At 64.4% G+C, this 16,930-nt stretch carries 20 protein-coding genes; 17 read left to right on the top strand and 3 right to left on the bottom strand.

All coding sequences use genetic code 11. The annotated features are described in order from the left end of the window. The first annotated feature begins 219 nt into the window (after window positions 1-219). The 14 genes from AC1DPF_RS13950 (at window position 220) to AC1DPF_RS13885 (ending at window position 12,644) form a co-directional block, all read left to right on the top strand. A complete protein-coding gene (locus AC1DPF_RS13950) occupies window positions 220-402 on the top strand; it encodes a Flp family type IVb pilin (protein ID WP_477872371.1) in 183 nt (60 codons plus the stop codon). 116 nt (window positions 403-518) lie between these two features. After that, window positions 519-1,436, top strand: coding sequence for a Flp pilus assembly protein CpaB (gene cpaB / locus AC1DPF_RS13945; protein WP_477872373.1), 918 nt, complete (start codon window positions 519-521; stop codon window positions 1,434-1,436). Continuing rightward, entirely contained in the window at window positions 1,433-2,914 is a 1,482-nt protein-coding gene (locus tag AC1DPF_RS13940) for a type II and III secretion system protein family protein (RefSeq protein ID WP_477961957.1), read from the top strand. The genes cpaB and AC1DPF_RS13940 overlap by 4 nt, the downstream gene beginning before the upstream one ends. Before the next feature lie 5 nt (window positions 2,915-2,919). After that, window positions 2,920-3,186: a hypothetical protein gene (locus tag AC1DPF_RS13935; RefSeq protein WP_477872377.1), complete on the top strand. Its 267-nt coding sequence runs from the start codon at window positions 2,920-2,922 to the stop codon at window positions 3,184-3,186. 25 nt (window positions 3,187-3,211) lie between these two features. Then, window positions 3,212-4,741: a pilus assembly protein TadG-related protein gene (locus AC1DPF_RS13930; protein ID WP_477961955.1), complete on the top strand. Its 1,530-nt coding sequence runs from the start codon at window positions 3,212-3,214 to the stop codon at window positions 4,739-4,741. Beyond that, window positions 4,742-5,248, top strand: coding sequence for a TadE/TadG family type IV pilus assembly protein (locus AC1DPF_RS13925; RefSeq protein ID WP_477961953.1), 507 nt, complete (start codon window positions 4,742-4,744; stop codon window positions 5,246-5,248). It begins immediately after the preceding gene. Then, window positions 5,245-5,847: a TadE/TadG family type IV pilus assembly protein gene (locus AC1DPF_RS13920; RefSeq protein WP_477872383.1), complete on the top strand. Its 603-nt coding sequence runs from the start codon at window positions 5,245-5,247 to the stop codon at window positions 5,845-5,847. The genes AC1DPF_RS13925 and AC1DPF_RS13920 overlap by 4 nt, the downstream gene beginning before the upstream one ends. A gap of 25 nt (window positions 5,848-5,872) precedes the next feature. Continuing rightward, window positions 5,873-7,087 carry a CpaE/TadZ family protein gene (locus AC1DPF_RS13915; RefSeq protein ID WP_477961951.1) on the top strand — a complete coding sequence of 405 codons (1,215 nt, stop codon included), beginning with the start codon at window positions 5,873-5,875 and terminating at the stop codon, window positions 7,085-7,087. Further along, window positions 7,074-8,432, top strand: a complete 1,359-nt coding sequence (locus AC1DPF_RS13910) for a CpaF family protein (RefSeq protein ID WP_477961949.1) — start codon at window positions 7,074-7,076, stop codon at window positions 8,430-8,432. The genes AC1DPF_RS13915 and AC1DPF_RS13910 overlap by 14 nt, the downstream gene beginning before the upstream one ends. After that, a complete protein-coding gene (locus AC1DPF_RS13905; RefSeq protein ID WP_477872389.1) occupies window positions 8,432-9,430 on the top strand; it encodes a type II secretion system F family protein in 999 nt (332 codons plus the stop codon). The genes AC1DPF_RS13910 and AC1DPF_RS13905 overlap by 1 nt, the downstream gene beginning before the upstream one ends. A 4-nt stretch (window positions 9,431-9,434) precedes the next feature. Continuing rightward, window positions 9,435-10,400: a type II secretion system F family protein gene (locus AC1DPF_RS13900; protein WP_477872391.1), complete on the top strand. Its 966-nt coding sequence runs from the start codon at window positions 9,435-9,437 to the stop codon at window positions 10,398-10,400. Next, on the top strand, window positions 10,400-11,323 hold the full coding sequence (locus AC1DPF_RS13895) for a LytR C-terminal domain-containing protein (protein WP_477961947.1): 924 nt from the start codon (window positions 10,400-10,402) through the stop codon (window positions 11,321-11,323). The genes AC1DPF_RS13900 and AC1DPF_RS13895 overlap by 1 nt, the downstream gene beginning before the upstream one ends. Next, on the top strand, window positions 11,320-12,153 hold the full coding sequence (locus AC1DPF_RS13890; protein WP_477961945.1) for a tetratricopeptide repeat protein: 834 nt from the start codon (window positions 11,320-11,322) through the stop codon (window positions 12,151-12,153). The genes AC1DPF_RS13895 and AC1DPF_RS13890 overlap by 4 nt, the downstream gene beginning before the upstream one ends. Next, the gene (locus tag AC1DPF_RS13885; protein ID WP_477872397.1) at window positions 12,150-12,644 is read left to right on the top strand and encodes an A24 family peptidase; all 495 of its coding nucleotides are present in this window, start codon (window positions 12,150-12,152) and stop codon (window positions 12,642-12,644) included. The genes AC1DPF_RS13890 and AC1DPF_RS13885 overlap by 4 nt, the downstream gene beginning before the upstream one ends. A 6-nt stretch (window positions 12,645-12,650) precedes the next feature. Here AC1DPF_RS13885 and AC1DPF_RS13880 read toward each other — a convergent pair whose 3' ends face one another. After that, window positions 12,651-13,880 (bottom strand): glycosyltransferase family 87 protein, encoded by a 1,230-nt coding sequence (locus tag AC1DPF_RS13880; RefSeq protein WP_477961943.1) that lies wholly within the window; start codon window positions 13,878-13,880, stop codon window positions 12,651-12,653. Between the two features lie 213 nt (window positions 13,881-14,093). Here AC1DPF_RS13880 and AC1DPF_RS13875 point away from each other — a divergent pair, with 213 nt between their 5' ends. From AC1DPF_RS13875 to sigJ, 3 genes are read left to right on the top strand one after another with little or no spacing between them, the layout of a single operon-like run. Further along, window positions 14,094-14,468: a hypothetical protein gene (locus AC1DPF_RS13875; RefSeq protein ID WP_477961941.1), complete on the top strand. Its 375-nt coding sequence runs from the start codon at window positions 14,094-14,096 to the stop codon at window positions 14,466-14,468. Then, window positions 14,465-15,010 carry a hypothetical protein gene (locus tag AC1DPF_RS13870; RefSeq protein ID WP_477961939.1) on the top strand — a complete coding sequence of 182 codons (546 nt, stop codon included), beginning with the start codon at window positions 14,465-14,467 and terminating at the stop codon, window positions 15,008-15,010. Before AC1DPF_RS13875 ends, AC1DPF_RS13870 begins: the two co-directional genes overlap by 4 nt. After that, window positions 15,007-15,888 (top strand): RNA polymerase sigma factor SigJ, encoded by an 882-nt coding sequence (gene sigJ, locus AC1DPF_RS13865; RefSeq protein ID WP_477961936.1) that lies wholly within the window; start codon window positions 15,007-15,009, stop codon window positions 15,886-15,888. Before AC1DPF_RS13870 ends, sigJ begins: the two co-directional genes overlap by 4 nt. 51 nt (window positions 15,889-15,939) lie before the next feature. On the opposite strand, the gene AC1DPF_RS13860 is transcribed toward sigJ, so the two are convergent. Further along, on the bottom strand, window positions 15,940-16,269 hold the full coding sequence (locus tag AC1DPF_RS13860) for a hypothetical protein (RefSeq protein ID WP_477961934.1): 330 nt from the start codon (window positions 16,267-16,269) through the stop codon (window positions 15,940-15,942). 69 nt (window positions 16,270-16,338) lie between these two features. Further along, window positions 16,339-16,650, bottom strand: a complete 312-nt coding sequence (locus AC1DPF_RS13855; protein WP_477961932.1) for a hypothetical protein — start codon at window positions 16,648-16,650, stop codon at window positions 16,339-16,341. Between the last annotated feature and the right edge of the window lie 280 nt (window positions 16,651-16,930).

Below are 16,930 nucleotides of genomic sequence, written 5' to 3'. Positions count from 1 at the left end.
TAATTCGGATGCGCCAGCGGCGTTCGTTTCTCCCGGGAAATGACCATATAAGTCTACTCCCCATTGTCGGCTTCCACGTCCGCCAATTTCTGCAATTGTCTGCCGAAGCGGTGCAATGGAAGCTGGCGGTCTATCCGCGATTTTCAGTTTTCCCAGCCAAAATTCGCCGCCGATCCGTAGGTGTGGGGCTGTCTCGCGCCAAAGAGAACGGGGTTCAACATGACAAACTTTCTGAAGAACTACTGGGCTGACCAATCGGGTGCAGCTGCGGCGGAGTATGCACTCATCCTGGCGATCGTCGGAACGGCAATTGCGGCGGCATCGATCCTTTTGGGAACCGCGGTCAGCACTTCCATCGGCAGTGCCGCGACCTGCATCACCAACAAGGGTGTAGGCTGCTAACACCAATATCTCACAAGCTGGCCGGGTCAACCTGGCCAGCTTGTGAGAACTGGGAAGAATGTCTCCGATCCATCTGCCGATTGATTTGGAGATATCTTCACGGGGGAGGACGAGTCATGCCGCGTGTACAATCGTTTATCATTCTGGGCGTCGCGATCCTGATCGGCCTGATGGCCGTTTTCCTCGCGAACATGTTTCTCGGCAGCGGAGCGGCGCCCGACATGGCCAACAAGCCAAGGTCGGTGCAACTCGCCGTCGCGCGGATGCCGCTGGCATTCGGCACGAAGGTCACGGCCGACAATATCCGAATGGTCGATTGGCCATCCAACTCGGTGCCGCCGGGCGCCTTCCTCAACATCGCGGACGCCGCCAATGCGGCCGATCCGCGCATCGTGTTGCGACCGATGGAGATCAACGAACCGGTCCTGGCGGCCAAGCTTTCTGGCGTCGGCGGCCGTGCTACCATCTCCGGGTTGATCGCGCCGGACAAGCGCGCCGCCACGGTGCGCACCAATGACGTGTCGGGCGTGGGCGGCTTCGCGCTCCCCGGCGACATGGTCGACGTGCTGGTCACCCGCCAGGTCGGCAAGGCCGATCAGGAACGGCAGATCACCGATGTGCTCCTCCAGAATATCCGCGTGATCGGAATCGACCAGGACGCCAATGGCACCAGCGAAAAACCCACTGTCGGCAAGTCCGCGACGCTCGAGGTGACCCAGGTCGAGGCGCAAAAGCTCGCGCTGGCCCAGAATGTCGGCACGCTCAGCCTGGTGCTGCGCAAGATCGGCGACAGCACGCAAGCACCGGTCACGACGGTCAGCCTGAACGATCTGCGCGCCGGTGCCGAACCGGGTCCGAAGGCCCTGCCGGTCGCCCATAATCGCACCCGCCGGGTCGTCCGCGCTGCCGCGCGCAAGCCGGCCGGGAACGCGGTGGAGATCGTGCGGGGCTTCCAGTCGAGCAGCTATCACGTCGCCGGCTACACCGGCTCAGACATCAAGGTTGGATATAACGACAAGGGGGACGTACAATGAGCACGCGCATTCGCAATTTGCTGCTCGCGACGCTGGCGGGAGCAGCCATCACGGCCCCCGGCATGGCGGCGGTGCCGCCGGCGGCGTCGATCATGAGCAGCGCTGATCTGCACGGTGGCCAGCTCGACGTGCCGGTCAACAAGAGCCAGGTCCTCCGCATCGACCAGCCCTATGTCCAGGCGCTGATCGGCAATCCGGAGATCGCCGATGTGCTGCCGCTCACCAACCGGTCGCTCTACGTCCTGGGCAAGAAGCTCGGCACGACCAGCCTGTCGATCTACGATCGCAACAAGACGCTGATCGCGGTGGTCGACATCGTCGTCGGCCCGGACGTGATCGGCCTGCGCCGCCAGCTATCGGAGCTGATGCCCCGCGAGACGATCGGTGCGCGCGTTTCCAACGACGCGGTGGTGCTGTCCGGGGTCGTCACCTCGGCGGCCGCTGCGGATCGCGCGAACCGGATCGCGGCGACCTATGCGCCCGACAAGGTCGTCAACATGCTGGCCGTCGGCGCATCGCAGCAGGTGATGCTGGAAGTGCGCTTTTCCGAGATGAAGCGATCGGCCGCAAAGCAGATCGGTCTCAACTCGGCATTCCGCAGCAACAACGGCAAGTTCCTCGGCGGCACGGGCGGCAGCGCGGTTTCCACCAGCCTGCTCACCGACGCCAATGGCCGTCCGACAGTCGATCTCGGCCATATCCTCGACACCTTCGGCATCGTCGCCGGCAAGTTCAGCATCGGTTCGCTCGATATCACCGGCGTGCTTGATGCGCTCGAGGAGAAAGGCGTCGTCAGGACCCTGGCCGAGCCAAACCTGATCGCGCTTTCGGGCGACACGGCATCCTTCCTCGCGGGCGGCGAATTCCCGATCCCGGTGGCGCAGAACGGTGAAAACGGGAACGGCGGCCGGACGATCACGATCGAGTTCAAGCCGTTCGGGGTCAGCCTCGCCTTCACCCCCACCGTGCTGGAAGACGGCATCATCAATCTTCTGGTGGCGCCCGAGGTCAGCTCGATCGATCCGTCGGCCTCGATCAACCTCGACGGCTTGCTGATCCCCGGCCTGCAGACGCGGCGCGCGAAGACCACGCTCGAGCTGCGCGACGGACAGTCCTTCGCGATCGCCGGGCTGCTGCGCAAGGATTTCCAGGATACCGTGCGGCAATTCCCGGTACTCGGGTCGATCCCGATCATCGGCGCGCTGTTCCGCTCGACCGGCTTCCAGAAGGAGGAAACCGAGCTGGTGATCATCGTCACGCCCCGGCTGGTGAGACCGATGTCGGGCGATCAGGTGGCGTCGCTACCAACCGAGAGGGTGGGCGAGCCGCATGAGCTGGAGCTGTTCCTCGCCGGGCGCACCGACAGCGCGATGAAGAACAACCCGCTTGCCTCGTCGGCCCAGGCCGCGCCCAAGCCGGCTGCACCCGACCAGAAGCAGACCGGAATCGACGGCGAAACCGGATATATTGTGAGGTGATCACCATGCGCGCGACCCTTTTCCTCATCGCCACCGCCGGGCTGATCGCCACAGGCTGTGCACCCGTCGACCCCGGCTTTGGCGAGTCCGTCCATCGCTACAAGGTCGCCCAGGTCATCAATCCCGATCCCGTGGCGACGACCGAGCTTGTGGAAGGTGGTGATGGCCAGCGCGCCGCGGCCGCCGTCCAGCGCTACCGCGAAGGCAAGGTGAAAGAGCTTGTGTCGGTCAAGACGTCCAGCGTCGGGTCCGCCGGAGGCAGCACCCGCTGAGAAACGGCTCAAAGGAGCAAGTACGATGGTGCTGCGTAGATGCAAGCGGTGGGCGATGGAGACGAGCGGCGCGGTCGCGCCGACCATCGCCCTGTCGATGACCGCCCTGATCGCGGCTGGCGGCCTCGCCTTCGACTATGCGCGGCTCGCCACGATGGACAGCGAGCTTCAGGGCGCGGCGGACCAGGCCGCGCTGGCGGCGGCGACGCAGCTGGATGGCGCGCCGGACCAGTGCGGCCGTGCGAGCGCCGCGGCCGTCTCGTTCGTCGCCAATGACACGCGCTTTGCCAATGACGCGAAGGGGCCGGCCGTCACCATCACCGCTGAGCCCGCCTGCGACGCAACCGGCAAGATCCGTTTCTATCAATCCTACACGAATGAAACGACCTTCACGCCCGCAGCGAGCAGTACCGACGCCCGCTTCGTGAGCGTGACCGTCGACGCGCGACAGGCGGTCTATGCGCTTACCCCAATTGTGGGCGCGCTCAATTCCGGCAGCATCAACGCCACGGCGGTCGCGGGCCTGGAATCGGCGATCTGCAAGGTGCCGCCGCTGATGATGTGCAATCCCGCGGAAACGGCCCTCAACACCGATTTCAACGTCGATGACTATGTTGGAAAGGGGATAGTGGCGAAATCCGGCGGGGGGGGCGCCTGGGCCCCGGGGAACTTCGGATTCCTGGAGGTCGGCGCAAGCCCGAGCGCGAACAATCTGCGCGACGTGTTCGGACATGTCGATACGTCGTTCGACTGCGTGAAGGGAACGGGTGTCAATACCGCGCCGGGCGACATGAGCTCGGTTTCGGACGCCATCAACACGCGCTTCGACATCTACGAAAATGGCTGGGCGAGAAATTGCGGCCCGGCCGGCTGTCCTCCGGCCCTGAACACGGTGAAGGATCTCGTCCGGCCTGACGCTCCGGCCAGCAACAACAGCTGCAACCTGTCCGGCTCGGGCTGGCGGGAAGTCGATTCATCGCAGCGTTATCTGCCGGATCCGATCACCCGCAAGGACACAACCGTCACGACAATGGGGCATCCGCGGGACATCTGCCATGCGGTGAGCGCCAATGGCGATTGCCCCCAGGGCGTCATCGGTGACGGCAACTGGGACCGGGATATCTATTTCAAGGTCAATCACGGCTATGCCACCAGGGCTGCGTGGCAGGCAGCGACGGGCATGACCAATCCGACCCGAGCCGAAACCTATGACTGGGAAATTTCGAGCGGGCATCTTGCCAAGCGGGCCGTCGGGGCGCTTGCCTCGTACAAGGCTCCGGTCTGTGACCCGGCCGGCGGCGTCGGTCCGCCCGCATATGCCGACCGCCGCAGGGCTGCCGTGGCCGTCATCAACTGCAAGGCCGAAGGCGTCAACGGCGCGTCGAAGGACGTAAAGGTCAAGGATTGGATCGAGGTTTTCCTTGTCGAACCGTCGATAGCGCGCACCCGCACCTCGACGGACCAAGTCTATATCGAGGTTGTCGGCAAGACGACCACCGGCGGCGATAACCAGCCCCAGTTCGTCAGCCGCGACAAGCCCTATCTGGTGGAGTGAATGATGGGCGCTCCCCGCTTCCTTTCCCGCTTCTGGACCGATCGGCGCGGAGTGGCGGCTGCCGAGATGGCGCTCGTCACGCCGCTGCTGATGATATTGATGTTCGGCAGCTTCGAGCTGGCCCGCTATTTTCTCGACGAGCATGTCGTGGTGAAGGCGGTTCGGGACGGCGCGCGCTTCGCGGGCCGTCTCAATTTCGCGGATTTCACCTGCGCGACGGCCTCGGCGGGCGCTCAACAGGCCATCCGCGACATTACGCGGACAGGCGTGCTCGGCGGGACGACACCCCGGCTGGGCTACTGGACCAGCCCGGCCACCGTCACGGTCAGCGTCGCCTGCGACACCAGCGGCACGTATAAGGGCATCTATGACGGTGTCGCGATGGGCGCGCCGGTGGTGACGGTCAGCGCCACTGTGCCCTATGTTTCGCTGTTCGGCCTGGTGGGGTTCGATACGACGGGACTGGCGCTCAGCGCCAGCTCCGAAAGCGCGGTGATGGGGATATGAACGCCTTCCTCACCCGGTTCGCGCGGTCGACCAACGCCGCGACCGCCGCCGAATTCGCGCTGGTCCTGCCGCTGCTGCTGCTGTTCCTGATCGGCATCATCTATGCCGGCGCGTTGATGTGGACCTTTAACCGGGCCGAAAAGGCGACGCAGATGGGCGTCCGCTTCGCCGTGGTCACCGATCTCGTGCCGTCCGGCCTGGCAGCCATCAACTTCATGAGTTCGCCCTATAATTGCGCGCAGGGAGCAAATATTCCGGTGAGCAGCGCCGGCTCCTGCGCTTTCAGCACCCAGATCACCTGCCAGAGCGGCGGTTGCAGCGGCTATGGCTATGACGCGACGGCGTTCAACAACATCGTGCAGCGCATGCAGGCGTTCATGCCTGAAATCCAGCCCGCCAATGTTCAGGTCATATATCAGCCTGTCGGGCTCGGTTACGCGGGCGATCCCAACGGCCCGGACATTTCACCCCTGGTCACCGTGCGACTGCGCGACATGACGTTTGCCCCGGGGTTCGCAGCGATGTTCGCATCGCTCACCCTGCCGGATTTCAGCGCGGCACTGACGATGGAAGACAGCAGCGGAAGCACCTCGAATTAGTGAAGGGGCATTTGGCGTGGGTATTATGGACGTGAAAGGCGGAAGATTTTCTCCTGGGCTTCGCACCGTGCCGGGCGAGAAGGCCATCATCCTGCTGTCATCGGAGGAAGCGCAGAGAACGGCTCTTCCCGAGCCGCAGATCGCCGGCTTCACGATCGCGCTGGCGGCGGGCGACGTCCGGGCGCCTGTCGACCGCGACCGCTTTGGCGAGGTGGCGGTGATCGTGCTGGAAGTCGACCCTGATTGCACGCCGTCGGTCGGTCGGCTCGCCACGGCGGCGCAGCTGCCCGGGCGTCCATTGGTGGTCGCTGCGATCCGCGAGCCATCGCTCGCGCAGATCAGGACGCTGCTGCGGGAAGGGGTGAAGGATGTGGTCGCGCTGCCGCTCGCGGCCGACGATCTGACCGCACTTTTCGCGCAGCTTCGAAAGGATCTGGATGCGGCGCGCGACGCCAGGCAGTGCGACGGCAAGACCGTATCGGTGATCGGGAGCGTCGGCGGCGTAGGGGCTACGGCCATCGCAACCCAGACCGCCTGCCTCTTCGCCGAGCAGGAAGCCAAGAGCGGGCGCTCGGCCTGCTTCATCGATCTGGACATCCAGTTCGGCGAGGGAGCGATTTATCTTGGCGAAAGTCCGAAGCTGACGCTCCAGGACATCATCGCCGCCGGCGCGCGGGTGGACGGGGCGCTGCTCAATGCCGTGACGGTGCGCCACGCGTCCGGGCTCAACATCATCGCCGCGCCGAACGACATGATGCCGCTGGAGACGATCGACACCGATCAGATCTGCGAATTCGTCGATATCGCCGCGCGCGAATATTCCACGATCTTCCTCGACCTGCCGAGCAACTGGACGAATTGGTCGCTGTCGCTCGCGGCGCGCTCGGACCTCGTCCTGCTGGTCACCGAGCTTACCGTCCCGAGCCTGCGCCAGGCGCGCCGCCAGCTCAATCTGCTGACGCAGCAGGGGGCGGGCGATGTCGACGTCCGGATCGTGCTCAACCGTTTGGAAAAGGGTCTCTTCAGGGCGCTCAAGACCGACGATGCCGTCCAGGTCCTCGGCCGCGCGATCGATTACACCGTGGCGAATGATTTTGCCGTGGTGAGCGCGGCGCTCGATCAGGGGGTGCTTTTCTCCGAGATCAAGGCCCGAAACCGGGTCACCCGTGATCTCGCCATCCTCGCCGAGGGGATTTCCAGACATCTGCAGGGGGGAGTCAATCCTGATGTGGCATCTTAAGACGACGCGATCGGCCGAAGCCGGAACGAGGCCGCTCGCACCCGTTGCGCTGCTGACCGAAGACGTGCCGGACGATCGGCAGACGGCCCTCAAGGTCGAGCTGCACGAACGGCTGCTGGATGTGATCAATCTGTCCGCGCTGGAAATGGCGACACGCGAGCAGATCCAGGCGGAGATCGGCGATCTCGTCCAGGAGCTTCTGGCCGAGCAGCGATATGCGCTGAACGCGATCGAGCGCAAGCAGCTCACGATGGATCTGCTCGACGAGCTGCTCGGGCTCGGCCCGCTCGAGCCATTGCTCAAGGATCCATCGATCACCGACATTCTCGTCAATACCCATCGCAACGTCTATGTGGAGCGCCGCGGGCAGCTCGAGAAAACCGGCGCGCGCTTCAAGGATGAGAAGCATCTCCAGCGCATCATCACCCGCATCGTTTCGGCGGTCGGGCGGCGCGTGGACGAGTCCTCGCCGATGGTCGATGCGCGCCTCGCGGATGGGTCGCGGGTCAACGCGATCGTCCCGCCGCTCGCCGTCGACGGATCGCTGTTGTCGATCCGCAAATTCGCGAGGACCCCGATCAACATGGCCAAGCTGGTCGAACTGGGAAGCCTTTCGGCCCCCATCGCCGGTGTGCTGGCGGCGATTGTCGCCGGACGGCGCAACGTGTTGATCTCGGGTGGCACCGGCTCGGGCAAGACGACCCTGCTGAACGCGATGTCGGCGGCGATCGACGATCGCGAGCGGATCGTCACGATCGAGGATTCGGCGGAGCTCCAGATGCAGCAGCAGCATGTCGTGCGGCTCGAAACCCGCCCGCCGAACATCGAAGGCCGGGGCGAGGTCGCCCAGCGCGAACTCGTGAAGAATGCGCTGCGTATGCGGCCGGACCGGATCATCGTCGGCGAAGTCCGTGCCGGCGAGGCGATCGATATGCTGCAGGCGATGAACACGGGTCATGACGGATCGATGACCACCGTCCACGCCAATACCGCGCGCGACGCACTGTCCCGCCTCGAGCAGATGGTCGGCATGAGCGGCCTCGATATATCGAGCCGATCGGCGCGCGGCCAGATCGCCTCCGCACTTCATGTCGTCATCCAGGTCGAACGCATGTCGGACGGGCGGCGGCGGCTGGTGAGCCTTGGCGAGATTGCGGGCATGGAAGGCGACGTCATCACGATGCAGGAGATTTTTCGCTTCAAGCGAACCGGCATGGAAGACGACGGGACGGTGCTCGGCCATTTCGAGGCGACCGGAATCCGCCCGAAATTCATCGAGGATCTCAGCCTGCGGGGGCTCGAGCTTCCGAGCGATCTGTTCCGCCTCGGCCAGAGGGTAAGCTGATGTCCCCGGCTTCGATCAGGCTGCTCGTCCTCGTCCTCATCTTCGCGGCGACGCTGCTCGCCGTCGAGGGCGTGATCCGCTGGGTGCACGGTTCGCGCAAGGAGGGCCGCGCGATCAACCGACGGCTGCAGTTGATCCAGCGGGGCCTGGACCAGCGCGAAGTCATGACCCGTATCCGCCGCGAGGTGCGGACAAGGCTGCCGGTGTCGGGACCGCTCGGCGCGGTGGCCGAACGCATCGATCGGATGATCGTCGAAGCGGGGATGACGATATCGTCCGCCAACCTGATGGTGTTGCTCGCCGGCATCGCGGGGGCGCTGTTCGTCGTCTCGGCAAGCATTGCAGCCGTCATGGATATGACGATGTCGCTGGGTGGCCTGCTGCTGATCACATTGTTCGCCATATCGCTGGGCATCTGTTTACCGTTGATGGCGATCAGTCATAAGCGCGAAAAGCGGCGCCGGCGCCTCACCGAGCAGTTTTCGATAGCGCTCGACACCTTCGTGCGCAGCCTGCGCGCAGGCCACCCCATTGCCGCCGCGCTCGAGCTCCTCACCACCGACATGGCCGATCCGATCGGCAGCGAATTCGGGATCGTCGTCGATGAGGTCACCTATGGCTCGGAATTGCGCGACGCGCTGCAGGGCATGGCCGATCGCTGCGGTGTCGACGATATGAAGATGTTCGTCGTGTCGGTGTCCGTGCAACGGGAGACCGGCGGCAATCTGGCCGAAATATTGGATAATCTGAGCGCGGTCATCCGCGAACGCGCAAGCATGATGCTGAAGGTCCGGGCGCTGAGCTCGGAGGGGCGGATCAGTGGGATCATGCTCACCGCCTTGCCGATGTTGACCTTCGCGCTCGTATTCTTGAGCAATCCGGCATTCTATCTCGATGTTGCCAATGATCCCGTGTTCTTCCCGGGGTTTGGAGTGTTGCTCGGCCTTTATGCGATCGGGGTCTATTCGATACGCCGAATGGTCGATTTGAAGGTTTGATGCGATGATTGACCTTGATATTGCACTTGCAGGATTTTCGCGCGGCGCCATATTGCTGCTCGTCTTCATCGGCGTCGCGGTTACCTGCTTCCTGATCGCATCGGGGCTGGCCTATCGCCGGACGGTAAGGCAGCGGCTGGCGGTAGCCGGCGACCATGGCGCGGTCTCCGGACAGTCGCTTCGCTCGCTCGGCGCGGAGACGGCCTGGCTCCAGCTCATCAAGGCAATCGAGAAGCGCGGCCTGTCCTTGTCCGATACCAGCGCGGTCCTGCGCGACCGGTTGATCGCGGCGGGCTATATGCACCCTGCGGCCCCGCGGCTGTTCACGCTGATCCGGCTCGTCATGACGCTCGCGCTGCCGACAGCCTTCGTCCTGTTCAGCTACGGGGCGGGCAATGCCCCCTCGCTGGTCAAGCTCTACCTGATCGGCGCGGGGCTTGGGCTCGCCGGGCTCTATTTCCCGAATCTCTGGATTGCGTCGCGCGCTGCGCGCCGGCAGCGCGACATATTGAACGGCTTCCCCGATGCGCTCGATCTGATGCTGGTCTGCGTCGAGGCGGGCCTCGGGCTGGAGGCGGCGTTCAACCGAGTCGGCTCGGAAATGACGCGCTCGCATCCTCTGGTCGCCGATCTGCTGGCGGGGCTGTCGCTCGAACTGCGCGCCGGCCGTAGCCGCGAACAGGCGCTGCACCGCATGGCCGAACGCACCGGGCTCGAAGAATTCCGGTCGTTTGCGAGCCTGATCGTCCAGTCGGACCGGTTCGGCGTGAGCATCGGCCAGGCGCTGCGCGTCTACGCCTCCTCGATGCGCGAGCGTCGGCGGATGCGGGCCGAGGAAAAGGCGCACCGCCTGCCGGTGCTGCTGTCGATCCCGCTCGTGGCCTGCATGCTGCCCGCCATAATCGGTGTGCTCATGCTGCCGGCGGTGATCAGGGTAATGCGGACGATGATGCCCGCGCTAGGGGGGTGATGATGCGTATCCCGACGATATTGGCGACCTTGGCCCTGTGCTCCTGCGCGAGCGGAGGTCGCTCGCTCGGTAAGCTGGAGGTGCGGCCGGCCTCGATCGCCGCTCCGACCGAGCAAAGCGATGTCTATGCCGGCGCGAAACGCCAGCTTGCGCTCGGCAATTTTGCGCTGGCGGTCGATGGCTTTCGCAAGGCGATCCGGGTGGATCCGCAATCGGCGGCCGCCTATAACGGCCTCGCGGTCGCTTATGACCGGATCGGCCGCACCGATCTGAGCCTTGGCTATTATGAGCAGGCGCTGGCGCTGGCGCCCCGCGATGCCGACATCCTGCACAATCTTGCCCTGTCGCTGGCGGCGCGGGGCAAGGCGCCGGTCGCGCAGGCCAGCGCCTCCCCGACCGCCGCGCTCGCCGCCGGCATGCGTCTCGAGCGCATATCCACGCGTGAGATCGCGCTGATCACCAAGGGGGTCGGCAACGGCTGGGAGGCCGTCGATGCCGATGACGCGCCACGCCTCGCCATCGCCGATCGGCCGGTTCTCGCCAGGTCGCGCAACGGCGCCCTCGACATCGCATTGGAACCGCTGGCGGCCAAGGTGGCCAAGCCCGTCAAGGTGGCCGCGACGCCCTCCGTGTCCGTCACGGTGCTCAATGCCGTCGGCACGCGCGGGCTGGCGCGTCGGATGAGCAGGTTCCTGGGCGCCAAGGGCTGGAACAGCGGCGCGATCGGCAATGCGCGCGCCCGGCCGATGGAGAGCGTGATGTTCCATGCCCCCCGGGATCGGCTCGCCGCGGTCGCGCTGGCGCGGACCCTGCCTTTCCCGTCGCGGCTCGTCGTCATGCCGACGGCGCCGCACATGATCCTGTTCGTCGGGCGCAACGCCCTGCCGTTCGACCAGCGCCTGCGCTCGGCGCAGATGTCATGATGGCTTCGATCCGGCATATCCTCTGCGGCGGCGCGGCGGTGCTGTTGTCGGTGGCGGCCATGCCGGCAGGCGCCGAGGCGCCGGTCGATCTGGATGCGCTCGAATCCGCGGTCGATGCGGGAAGGCTCACCCAGGCGCGGTTGATGATCGCGCGGGCGAACCTCGCTGCGCTGTCGGACCCGCGCGTCGACATGGTCATGGGCCGCTATTATCTCGCGCAGGGCCAGGATATTTTGGCGCTCGACCGGTTCGATCATGTGCTCGCCCTCGGCCCCTCGCCGCGCGCCGCCACCGGCGCCGGCATCATCGCCCTGCGGCTCAACCAGGTCGCCCGCGCCCGTGCCTATTTCGCGGCTGCGGTCGCGCAGGATCCGGCGAGCTGGCAGGCGTGGAACGGCCTCGGCATCGTCGCCGACGCCGGCCGCGCCTGGAGCGACGCCGAAGCCGCCTATGCCCGCGCGCTGGCGCTTCGGCCGGACGATGCCGCCCTGCTGAACAACAAGGGCTATTCGCTGATGCTGCAGCGCCGCTTCGCCGAAGCGGCCGCCCTGTTGCGGCACGCCAGCCTGTTGGAACCGAACAACCCCCGGATCCGCACCAACTGCGAGATGGCGATGGCGCTCGGCGGAGATTATCCCGGGGCTGTCGGCGCCACCGGCGACGATCATGACAGCGCGCGCCGCCTCAACAATGCCGGCTATGCGGCATGGCTGAAGGGAGACCTGCCCGCCGCCCGCGCGCTGCTGGCCCGGGCCATCGAAGCGAACGCTTCCTATTACCGCCTGGCAGCCGCCAATCTGGAGACAGCCGAAAAGGACCTGGCGAAATGACCATTGCGCACAGCGGCATATTGCTCTTCGATCTTCTCCTGATCGCTGCTGCGCTGGATGATATGAAACGCCTGCAGGTATCCAACCTGCTGCCGCTCGCCATCGTCGGGGCCTTTGGCGTGCACCTGGTGCTGAACGGCGTGACCTGGCACATCTGGCAAAATCTGGCGGGCTTTGCCGCGATGCTGCTGGTCGGCGGGCTGCTGTTCGCACGGCGCGTCATCGGTGGAGGCGACGCCAAGTTGCTTGCGGCCGGCGCCTTGTGGTTCGATTTCCATGGGCTGGCGATCTGGCTGCCGGCGGTCGGGATCATCGGCGGGCTGACCGCGATCATCCTGTTCATCGTCCGCGGGATGCTTCCCGTTCAGGCCGTCGCCGAGGGCGGCTGGATCGCGCTGCAGCGCCGCGGTCCGATTCCCTACGCCGTCCCGATCTGCCTGGCGGCGATCGCCACCGCGCATCTGGCGGGCACAAGCCCAAGCGTCGGGTAGCTTCCGCTATGGTTGCGGGACTGCGGCGGCGCGGTCGCGGGCGGTAGAGCCCATCGCCCTCAGCAGGACGGCGAGAAAGGCGATCAATATGAACCATGCGGGCGTGATGCCGACAAGGGCGGCCATGCCCCTGGAGACGAAGGGCAGGACATAGGCTGTCGCCAGAACGGCCTTGGACCAGGGGGCGAAGCCAGCGCGCGATCCGGCCGCCGCCAGCCAGCATATCGGCACGATCAGCAGCACCAGGTCGTAATCCAGCGCATAGGGCGTGGCGAGTGCGCTGCACACGGCCAGAATCGACATCCTTGCCATGTCATCGCCGCCGCCGCGGCCGCTGCCGTTCCCGGCGATGCGCCACACGCGATAGACGATGGCGGCGCAGCCCAGCGTGACGATCAGCTGCGCCCCATAGCCGGCCGCGCCCGATCCCCCCATCAGCCTGACCAGCCCGAACAGGCTGATGACCTTGGGCCAGAGCGTTGACGTGTCCTCCGTCACGGTGCGGGCAAGAGCGGCGTTGGAGAAGAAGGCGTCCCACGCACCCGGGCCGAACATCAGGAGCGACAAGAGTGTCAGCAGGCCGGCCGAGGTGACCGCCCCCGCGATGACCTTCCACCGCCGCCCGGCGACCATCGCCACCGGAAACAACAGGGCGAGGTGGGGCTTGATGATGAAGCCGCCGAGCAGCATCCCCGCAAGGAAGGGGCGCGAGCCCAGGGTCAGTGCGGCACCACAGAAGAGCGATGCGGTGAGCGCCCCGCTCTGGCCGCCGGCGAGATTGATGAAGGCGGCCGGATAGGCGAGGACAGGCCACAGCGCGCCGGCGACGAGCTTCCGGGCCGTCAGCACATAGGCCGCGAAGCTGCCGGCCGCCCAGGCAAGATAGGCCCAGGCATAGGCCATCAGGCCGAGTGGAAAGATCAGCGCAAGGAACTGCGGCGGATACATGAACGGATAATAATGGCTTCCCAGCCCCTGGACCCGGGCCTGGGCGCCGCCATCATAGGCCGCCGCCGCACCCTGCGTGACCGCGATCTTCGCCGCGGCCCAGAAGCTGTAGAAGTCCGTGCCCCGTTCCACGCCGGGGATGATCCAGGCCCCGGAAGATATGATGAAGATCAGGACGAGGTTGGGCACATAGGCCAACACGAATATCTTCGCGTAACCGTCGGCCCGGGAGCGCCCGAACCATTTGGCGTCCCGTAATAGCGCGAGCCCCATGAGCCAGGCTAACATGAGGAAGCGATGAAGCCAAGGAAGGGGGTATTCCCTTGTCGGGTGGACCCACGGCAGGAACGGGTGGGAAGGAGGCAGTCTGCTTTTGAATTCATTCATGTGAGGCCGGACACTCGGGATCTCGGGTACTGCGGCGGCCGATGTAAAGGATTTTGTCACGCTTCATGCGCCTGCCTCGTCTTGTATCCACATATCGCTAGGGAGGAGGACAGGATGTCGTTTCGATTGCTTTCGGGTGCATTGGGGCTGTTCCATACGATCAATGGTCTGGTTATGATTTCGTCACCGGCGCGATGGTTCGCAACCACGCCGGGCGCGTCGGCCACCGGCCCATTCAATCCGCATTTGGTAATCGACGTAGGCCTTGGCTTTCTGGCCGCCGGTCTGGCGTTTCTTGCCACCGCCTGGCGTCGCAGTTTCCAGTTAGCGGCGTTCGGTGCTTCGGGGTTCGTGATGTTTCACGCTCTTTTCCATCTTGCGCACCTGACGATGGGCCGTTCCGGTGACGCCCGGGTCGATGTCGCCATCGTTGTTCCGGCTTTCCTGAGCATGGCGCTGGCTTGGCCGCGCGGAAAGGCAGCAGCATGATCGGCTTTTTCGCCAAGCGACTGATCGATACAATGGAGCGGTACCTCAAAAGCGACATGAGCTATCTGCGAGAATTGCAGGCAGCCTCGCCTCGCGGCTTTGGCAAGTTCCTCAAGGCAACGGCGCTGGCGCGACACTGCGAGGTGGTTCCCATCATGGCTAGCCATGCCGCCCGCCTGACCAGCTTTAGCTTCGAGGATTGCGGACCCTGTGTTCAGATTGCGGTCGATCAGGCGCATGCGGCGGGAATGGACGATGCCACTCTGCGAGCAATCCTTGTCGGCGATATCGAGGAGATGTCACAGGACGTCGCCATGGCGCATCGCTTCGCGCGGTCCGTCTTGTCCAAGTCTGCTGATCTCGCGGAAGTGCGCGAAGCGGTTCGGCAGCGTTGGGGTGGCAAGGGTGTGGTGGACCTGACGCTGACAACCCAAGGCAGCCGCCTCTATCCCATGATCAAGGTGGGCCTGGGTTTCGCAGAATCATGTCGGCAGATTCAGGTGGGAGCGGAGCTGGTGACACCGGTGAACCCGGCAGCATGAACGATATCAAAGATCCGATCGCCCCGTTTCGAAGCAGGCTGCTGGGGCTCGCCTATCGTATGCTGGGGAGTCGCACCGAAGCGGAAGACGTTTTGCAAGATGCCTATCTGCGCTTCCATGACGCGACGGACATTGCAAACCGCGAGGCCTATCTGGTTACCACGGTCACGCGGCTCTGCATCGATCGCCTCAAGAGCGCGCAAGTGCGGCGGGAAGCTTACGTCGGGCCGTGGTTGCCCGAGCCTGTGTTCGATGTCGAGGCGCTTTCTCCGCAGACGACCCTGGAACTGGCGGAGGATCTCTCGTTCGCGTTGATGCTCGTGCTGGATCGATTGTCCCCAATGGAACGCGCCGCCTTCCTTCTACACGATATCTTCGATATGGAATTTGCGAAGGTCGCGGCGGTGCTGGGCAAGAGCGAAGCGGCTTGTCGCCAGCTGGCTTCCCGTGCACGGCGGGCCGTAAAGGCCCGGCGCCCCACCAAACCCATTCCGATGGAGCGACAAACGGCGTTGCTGGTGGCTTTCGCTAGCGCAGTTTCGAATGACGATCTCGCGGCACTGATGACGCTGTTACGAGAAGATGCGGTGCTGTTGTCCGACGGCGGCGGCATCAAGCTTACGGCGCTGAACGCGATCGTCGGCGCCGATCGAATCGCCCGCTTCGTCATCGGAACGAAGCGAAAGTTCGCTGGGCGTGGATTGGCGCTGCGGCATGACGCGCGTACGGTCAACGGCGCTCTTGGTGTGATAACCTACCTCGGCGACGACGTGGAGCAGGTGATGTCGTTATGCATGGATCGCGAAGGAGTTGCGGCGATATATATCGTGCGCAATCCCAAGAAGCTAACGCATCTCGCGGCGCGATCATCTGAATGACCGGTTCGCAGTATGATGCCCGGGAATGATCAGCAGACGTCGCTCGCCCATCTACGGAACGGGCTCGATCCGCTCATAATAGATGGTCCAGACGAGGCCCAGCCCAGTCATGAACAACCACGTCACCGTCGCAAGCGCCCATGCTTCGGCAACCGACAGGAAGATAAGCAGGAGCATGGCAGAGGCCAACAGGAGCCTGAAGTAGGATCGCGCAGGTCGCACCGTCCGCGTCTCTACAGCCCAACCCAGCGCACCAATGAAAAGGACAATGAGCGCGGACGAGATCGATCGTGTTGAGAGCCCGCTGACGGCGAAGAAAGCTACTGTCATGCCGGCCCAGCGCATCCATTGCGCAACTGCAGGGCGATCGATGCGGTCCATCCTGCTTTCCTGTCATGCAATCAGGATGGCAGCAATGGGTCGCTTCCTGCCATCTTGAAAGTCCTCACCTCAGGCAGGAGGCTTCGACATATCCATGATCATGAACAGTGTGGAGCGATCGCATATATCGTGAGGACACCAAATCCCCCAGCGCGAGTGACCGTCCTCGAGGAAATAGAGTCGGAGAGACCTGTCGAGATACGAGTTTACGTCGAGGCGATAGCCGGTAAAATTTTGGGGGCCGTCCATACCGGCGAATGCAATCTCCTTCACGGCTTCAAGCTCGGCACCGCCGGCTGGCGAGAGATCAATCTTGGTGAAATAGGCTGCGCTTCCGAGAAGCGCCGGATCACTCCGCACCATCTGGGCGGGGATAAACACGGGGGCATAGGTGGTCGGTGGCGACCAAACCCAACCCTCCCTGGCTGCAATCACATATCCATAAGGCGTGCAGCTAAGCATGCCCCAGTCCGACAAAGGGGCGGGAAGGACGGTGACTGCTTTCGCGGGGGGCTCGATACACTCCCCTGGCGCGGCAAGCGCCGGTGAACTCAATGTTGCGAAACCTAAGGCAGCGGCCAGGAAAGCCGCCGAAGAATAGGCACGGCATCGATTAAGCGGGTTGATATGGGCCTCCTCACCGCAATCGGGCGCGGCTTAA

It is taken from the genome of Rhizorhabdus sp. P4_G6, assembly GCF_056401045.1.
The sequence above is the reverse complement of the archived record's forward strand: the minus strand, read 5'-3'. Positions and strand labels throughout refer to the sequence as shown.

Excerpts from the sequence above, each read along its gene's own strand:
- AC1DPF_RS13895 (WP_477961947.1), top strand. The coding sequence starts at position 10,400 with ATGATGCGTATCCCGACGATATTGGCGACCTTGGCCCTGTGCTCCTGC.
- cpaB (WP_477872373.1), top strand. The coding sequence starts at position 519 with ATGCCGCGTGTACAATCGTTTATCATTCTGGGCGTCGCGATCCTGATC.
- AC1DPF_RS13860 (WP_477961934.1), bottom strand. The coding sequence starts at position 16,269 with ATGGACCGCATCGATCGCCCTGCAGTTGCGCAATGGATGCGCTGGGCC.
- AC1DPF_RS13875 (WP_477961941.1), top strand. The coding sequence starts at position 14,094 with ATGTCGTTTCGATTGCTTTCGGGTGCATTGGGGCTGTTCCATACGATC.
- sigJ (WP_477961936.1), top strand. The coding sequence starts at position 15,007 with ATGAACGATATCAAAGATCCGATCGCCCCGTTTCGAAGCAGGCTGCTG.
- AC1DPF_RS13880 (WP_477961943.1), bottom strand. The coding sequence starts at position 13,880 with ATGTTAGCCTGGCTCATGGGGCTCGCGCTATTACGGGACGCCAAATGG.
- AC1DPF_RS13940 (WP_477961957.1), top strand. The coding sequence starts at position 1,433 with ATGAGCACGCGCATTCGCAATTTGCTGCTCGCGACGCTGGCGGGAGCA.
- AC1DPF_RS13915 (WP_477961951.1), top strand. The coding sequence starts at position 5,873 with ATGGACGTGAAAGGCGGAAGATTTTCTCCTGGGCTTCGCACCGTGCCG.
- AC1DPF_RS13905 (WP_477872389.1), top strand. The coding sequence starts at position 8,432 with ATGTCCCCGGCTTCGATCAGGCTGCTCGTCCTCGTCCTCATCTTCGCG.
- AC1DPF_RS13900 (WP_477872391.1), top strand. The coding sequence starts at position 9,435 with ATGATTGACCTTGATATTGCACTTGCAGGATTTTCGCGCGGCGCCATA.
- AC1DPF_RS13870 (WP_477961939.1), top strand. The coding sequence starts at position 14,465 with ATGATCGGCTTTTTCGCCAAGCGACTGATCGATACAATGGAGCGGTAC.
- AC1DPF_RS13925 (WP_477961953.1), top strand. The coding sequence starts at position 4,742 with ATGATGGGCGCTCCCCGCTTCCTTTCCCGCTTCTGGACCGATCGGCGC.
- AC1DPF_RS13910 (WP_477961949.1), top strand. The coding sequence starts at position 7,074 with ATGTGGCATCTTAAGACGACGCGATCGGCCGAAGCCGGAACGAGGCCG.
- AC1DPF_RS13885 (WP_477872397.1), top strand. The coding sequence starts at position 12,150 with ATGACCATTGCGCACAGCGGCATATTGCTCTTCGATCTTCTCCTGATC.
- AC1DPF_RS13890 (WP_477961945.1), top strand. The coding sequence starts at position 11,320 with ATGATGGCTTCGATCCGGCATATCCTCTGCGGCGGCGCGGCGGTGCTG.
- AC1DPF_RS13950 (WP_477872371.1), top strand. The coding sequence starts at position 220 with ATGACAAACTTTCTGAAGAACTACTGGGCTGACCAATCGGGTGCAGCT.
- AC1DPF_RS13930 (WP_477961955.1), top strand. The coding sequence starts at position 3,212 with ATGGTGCTGCGTAGATGCAAGCGGTGGGCGATGGAGACGAGCGGCGCG.
- AC1DPF_RS13935 (WP_477872377.1), top strand. The coding sequence starts at position 2,920 with ATGCGCGCGACCCTTTTCCTCATCGCCACCGCCGGGCTGATCGCCACA.
- AC1DPF_RS13920 (WP_477872383.1), top strand. The coding sequence starts at position 5,245 with ATGAACGCCTTCCTCACCCGGTTCGCGCGGTCGACCAACGCCGCGACC.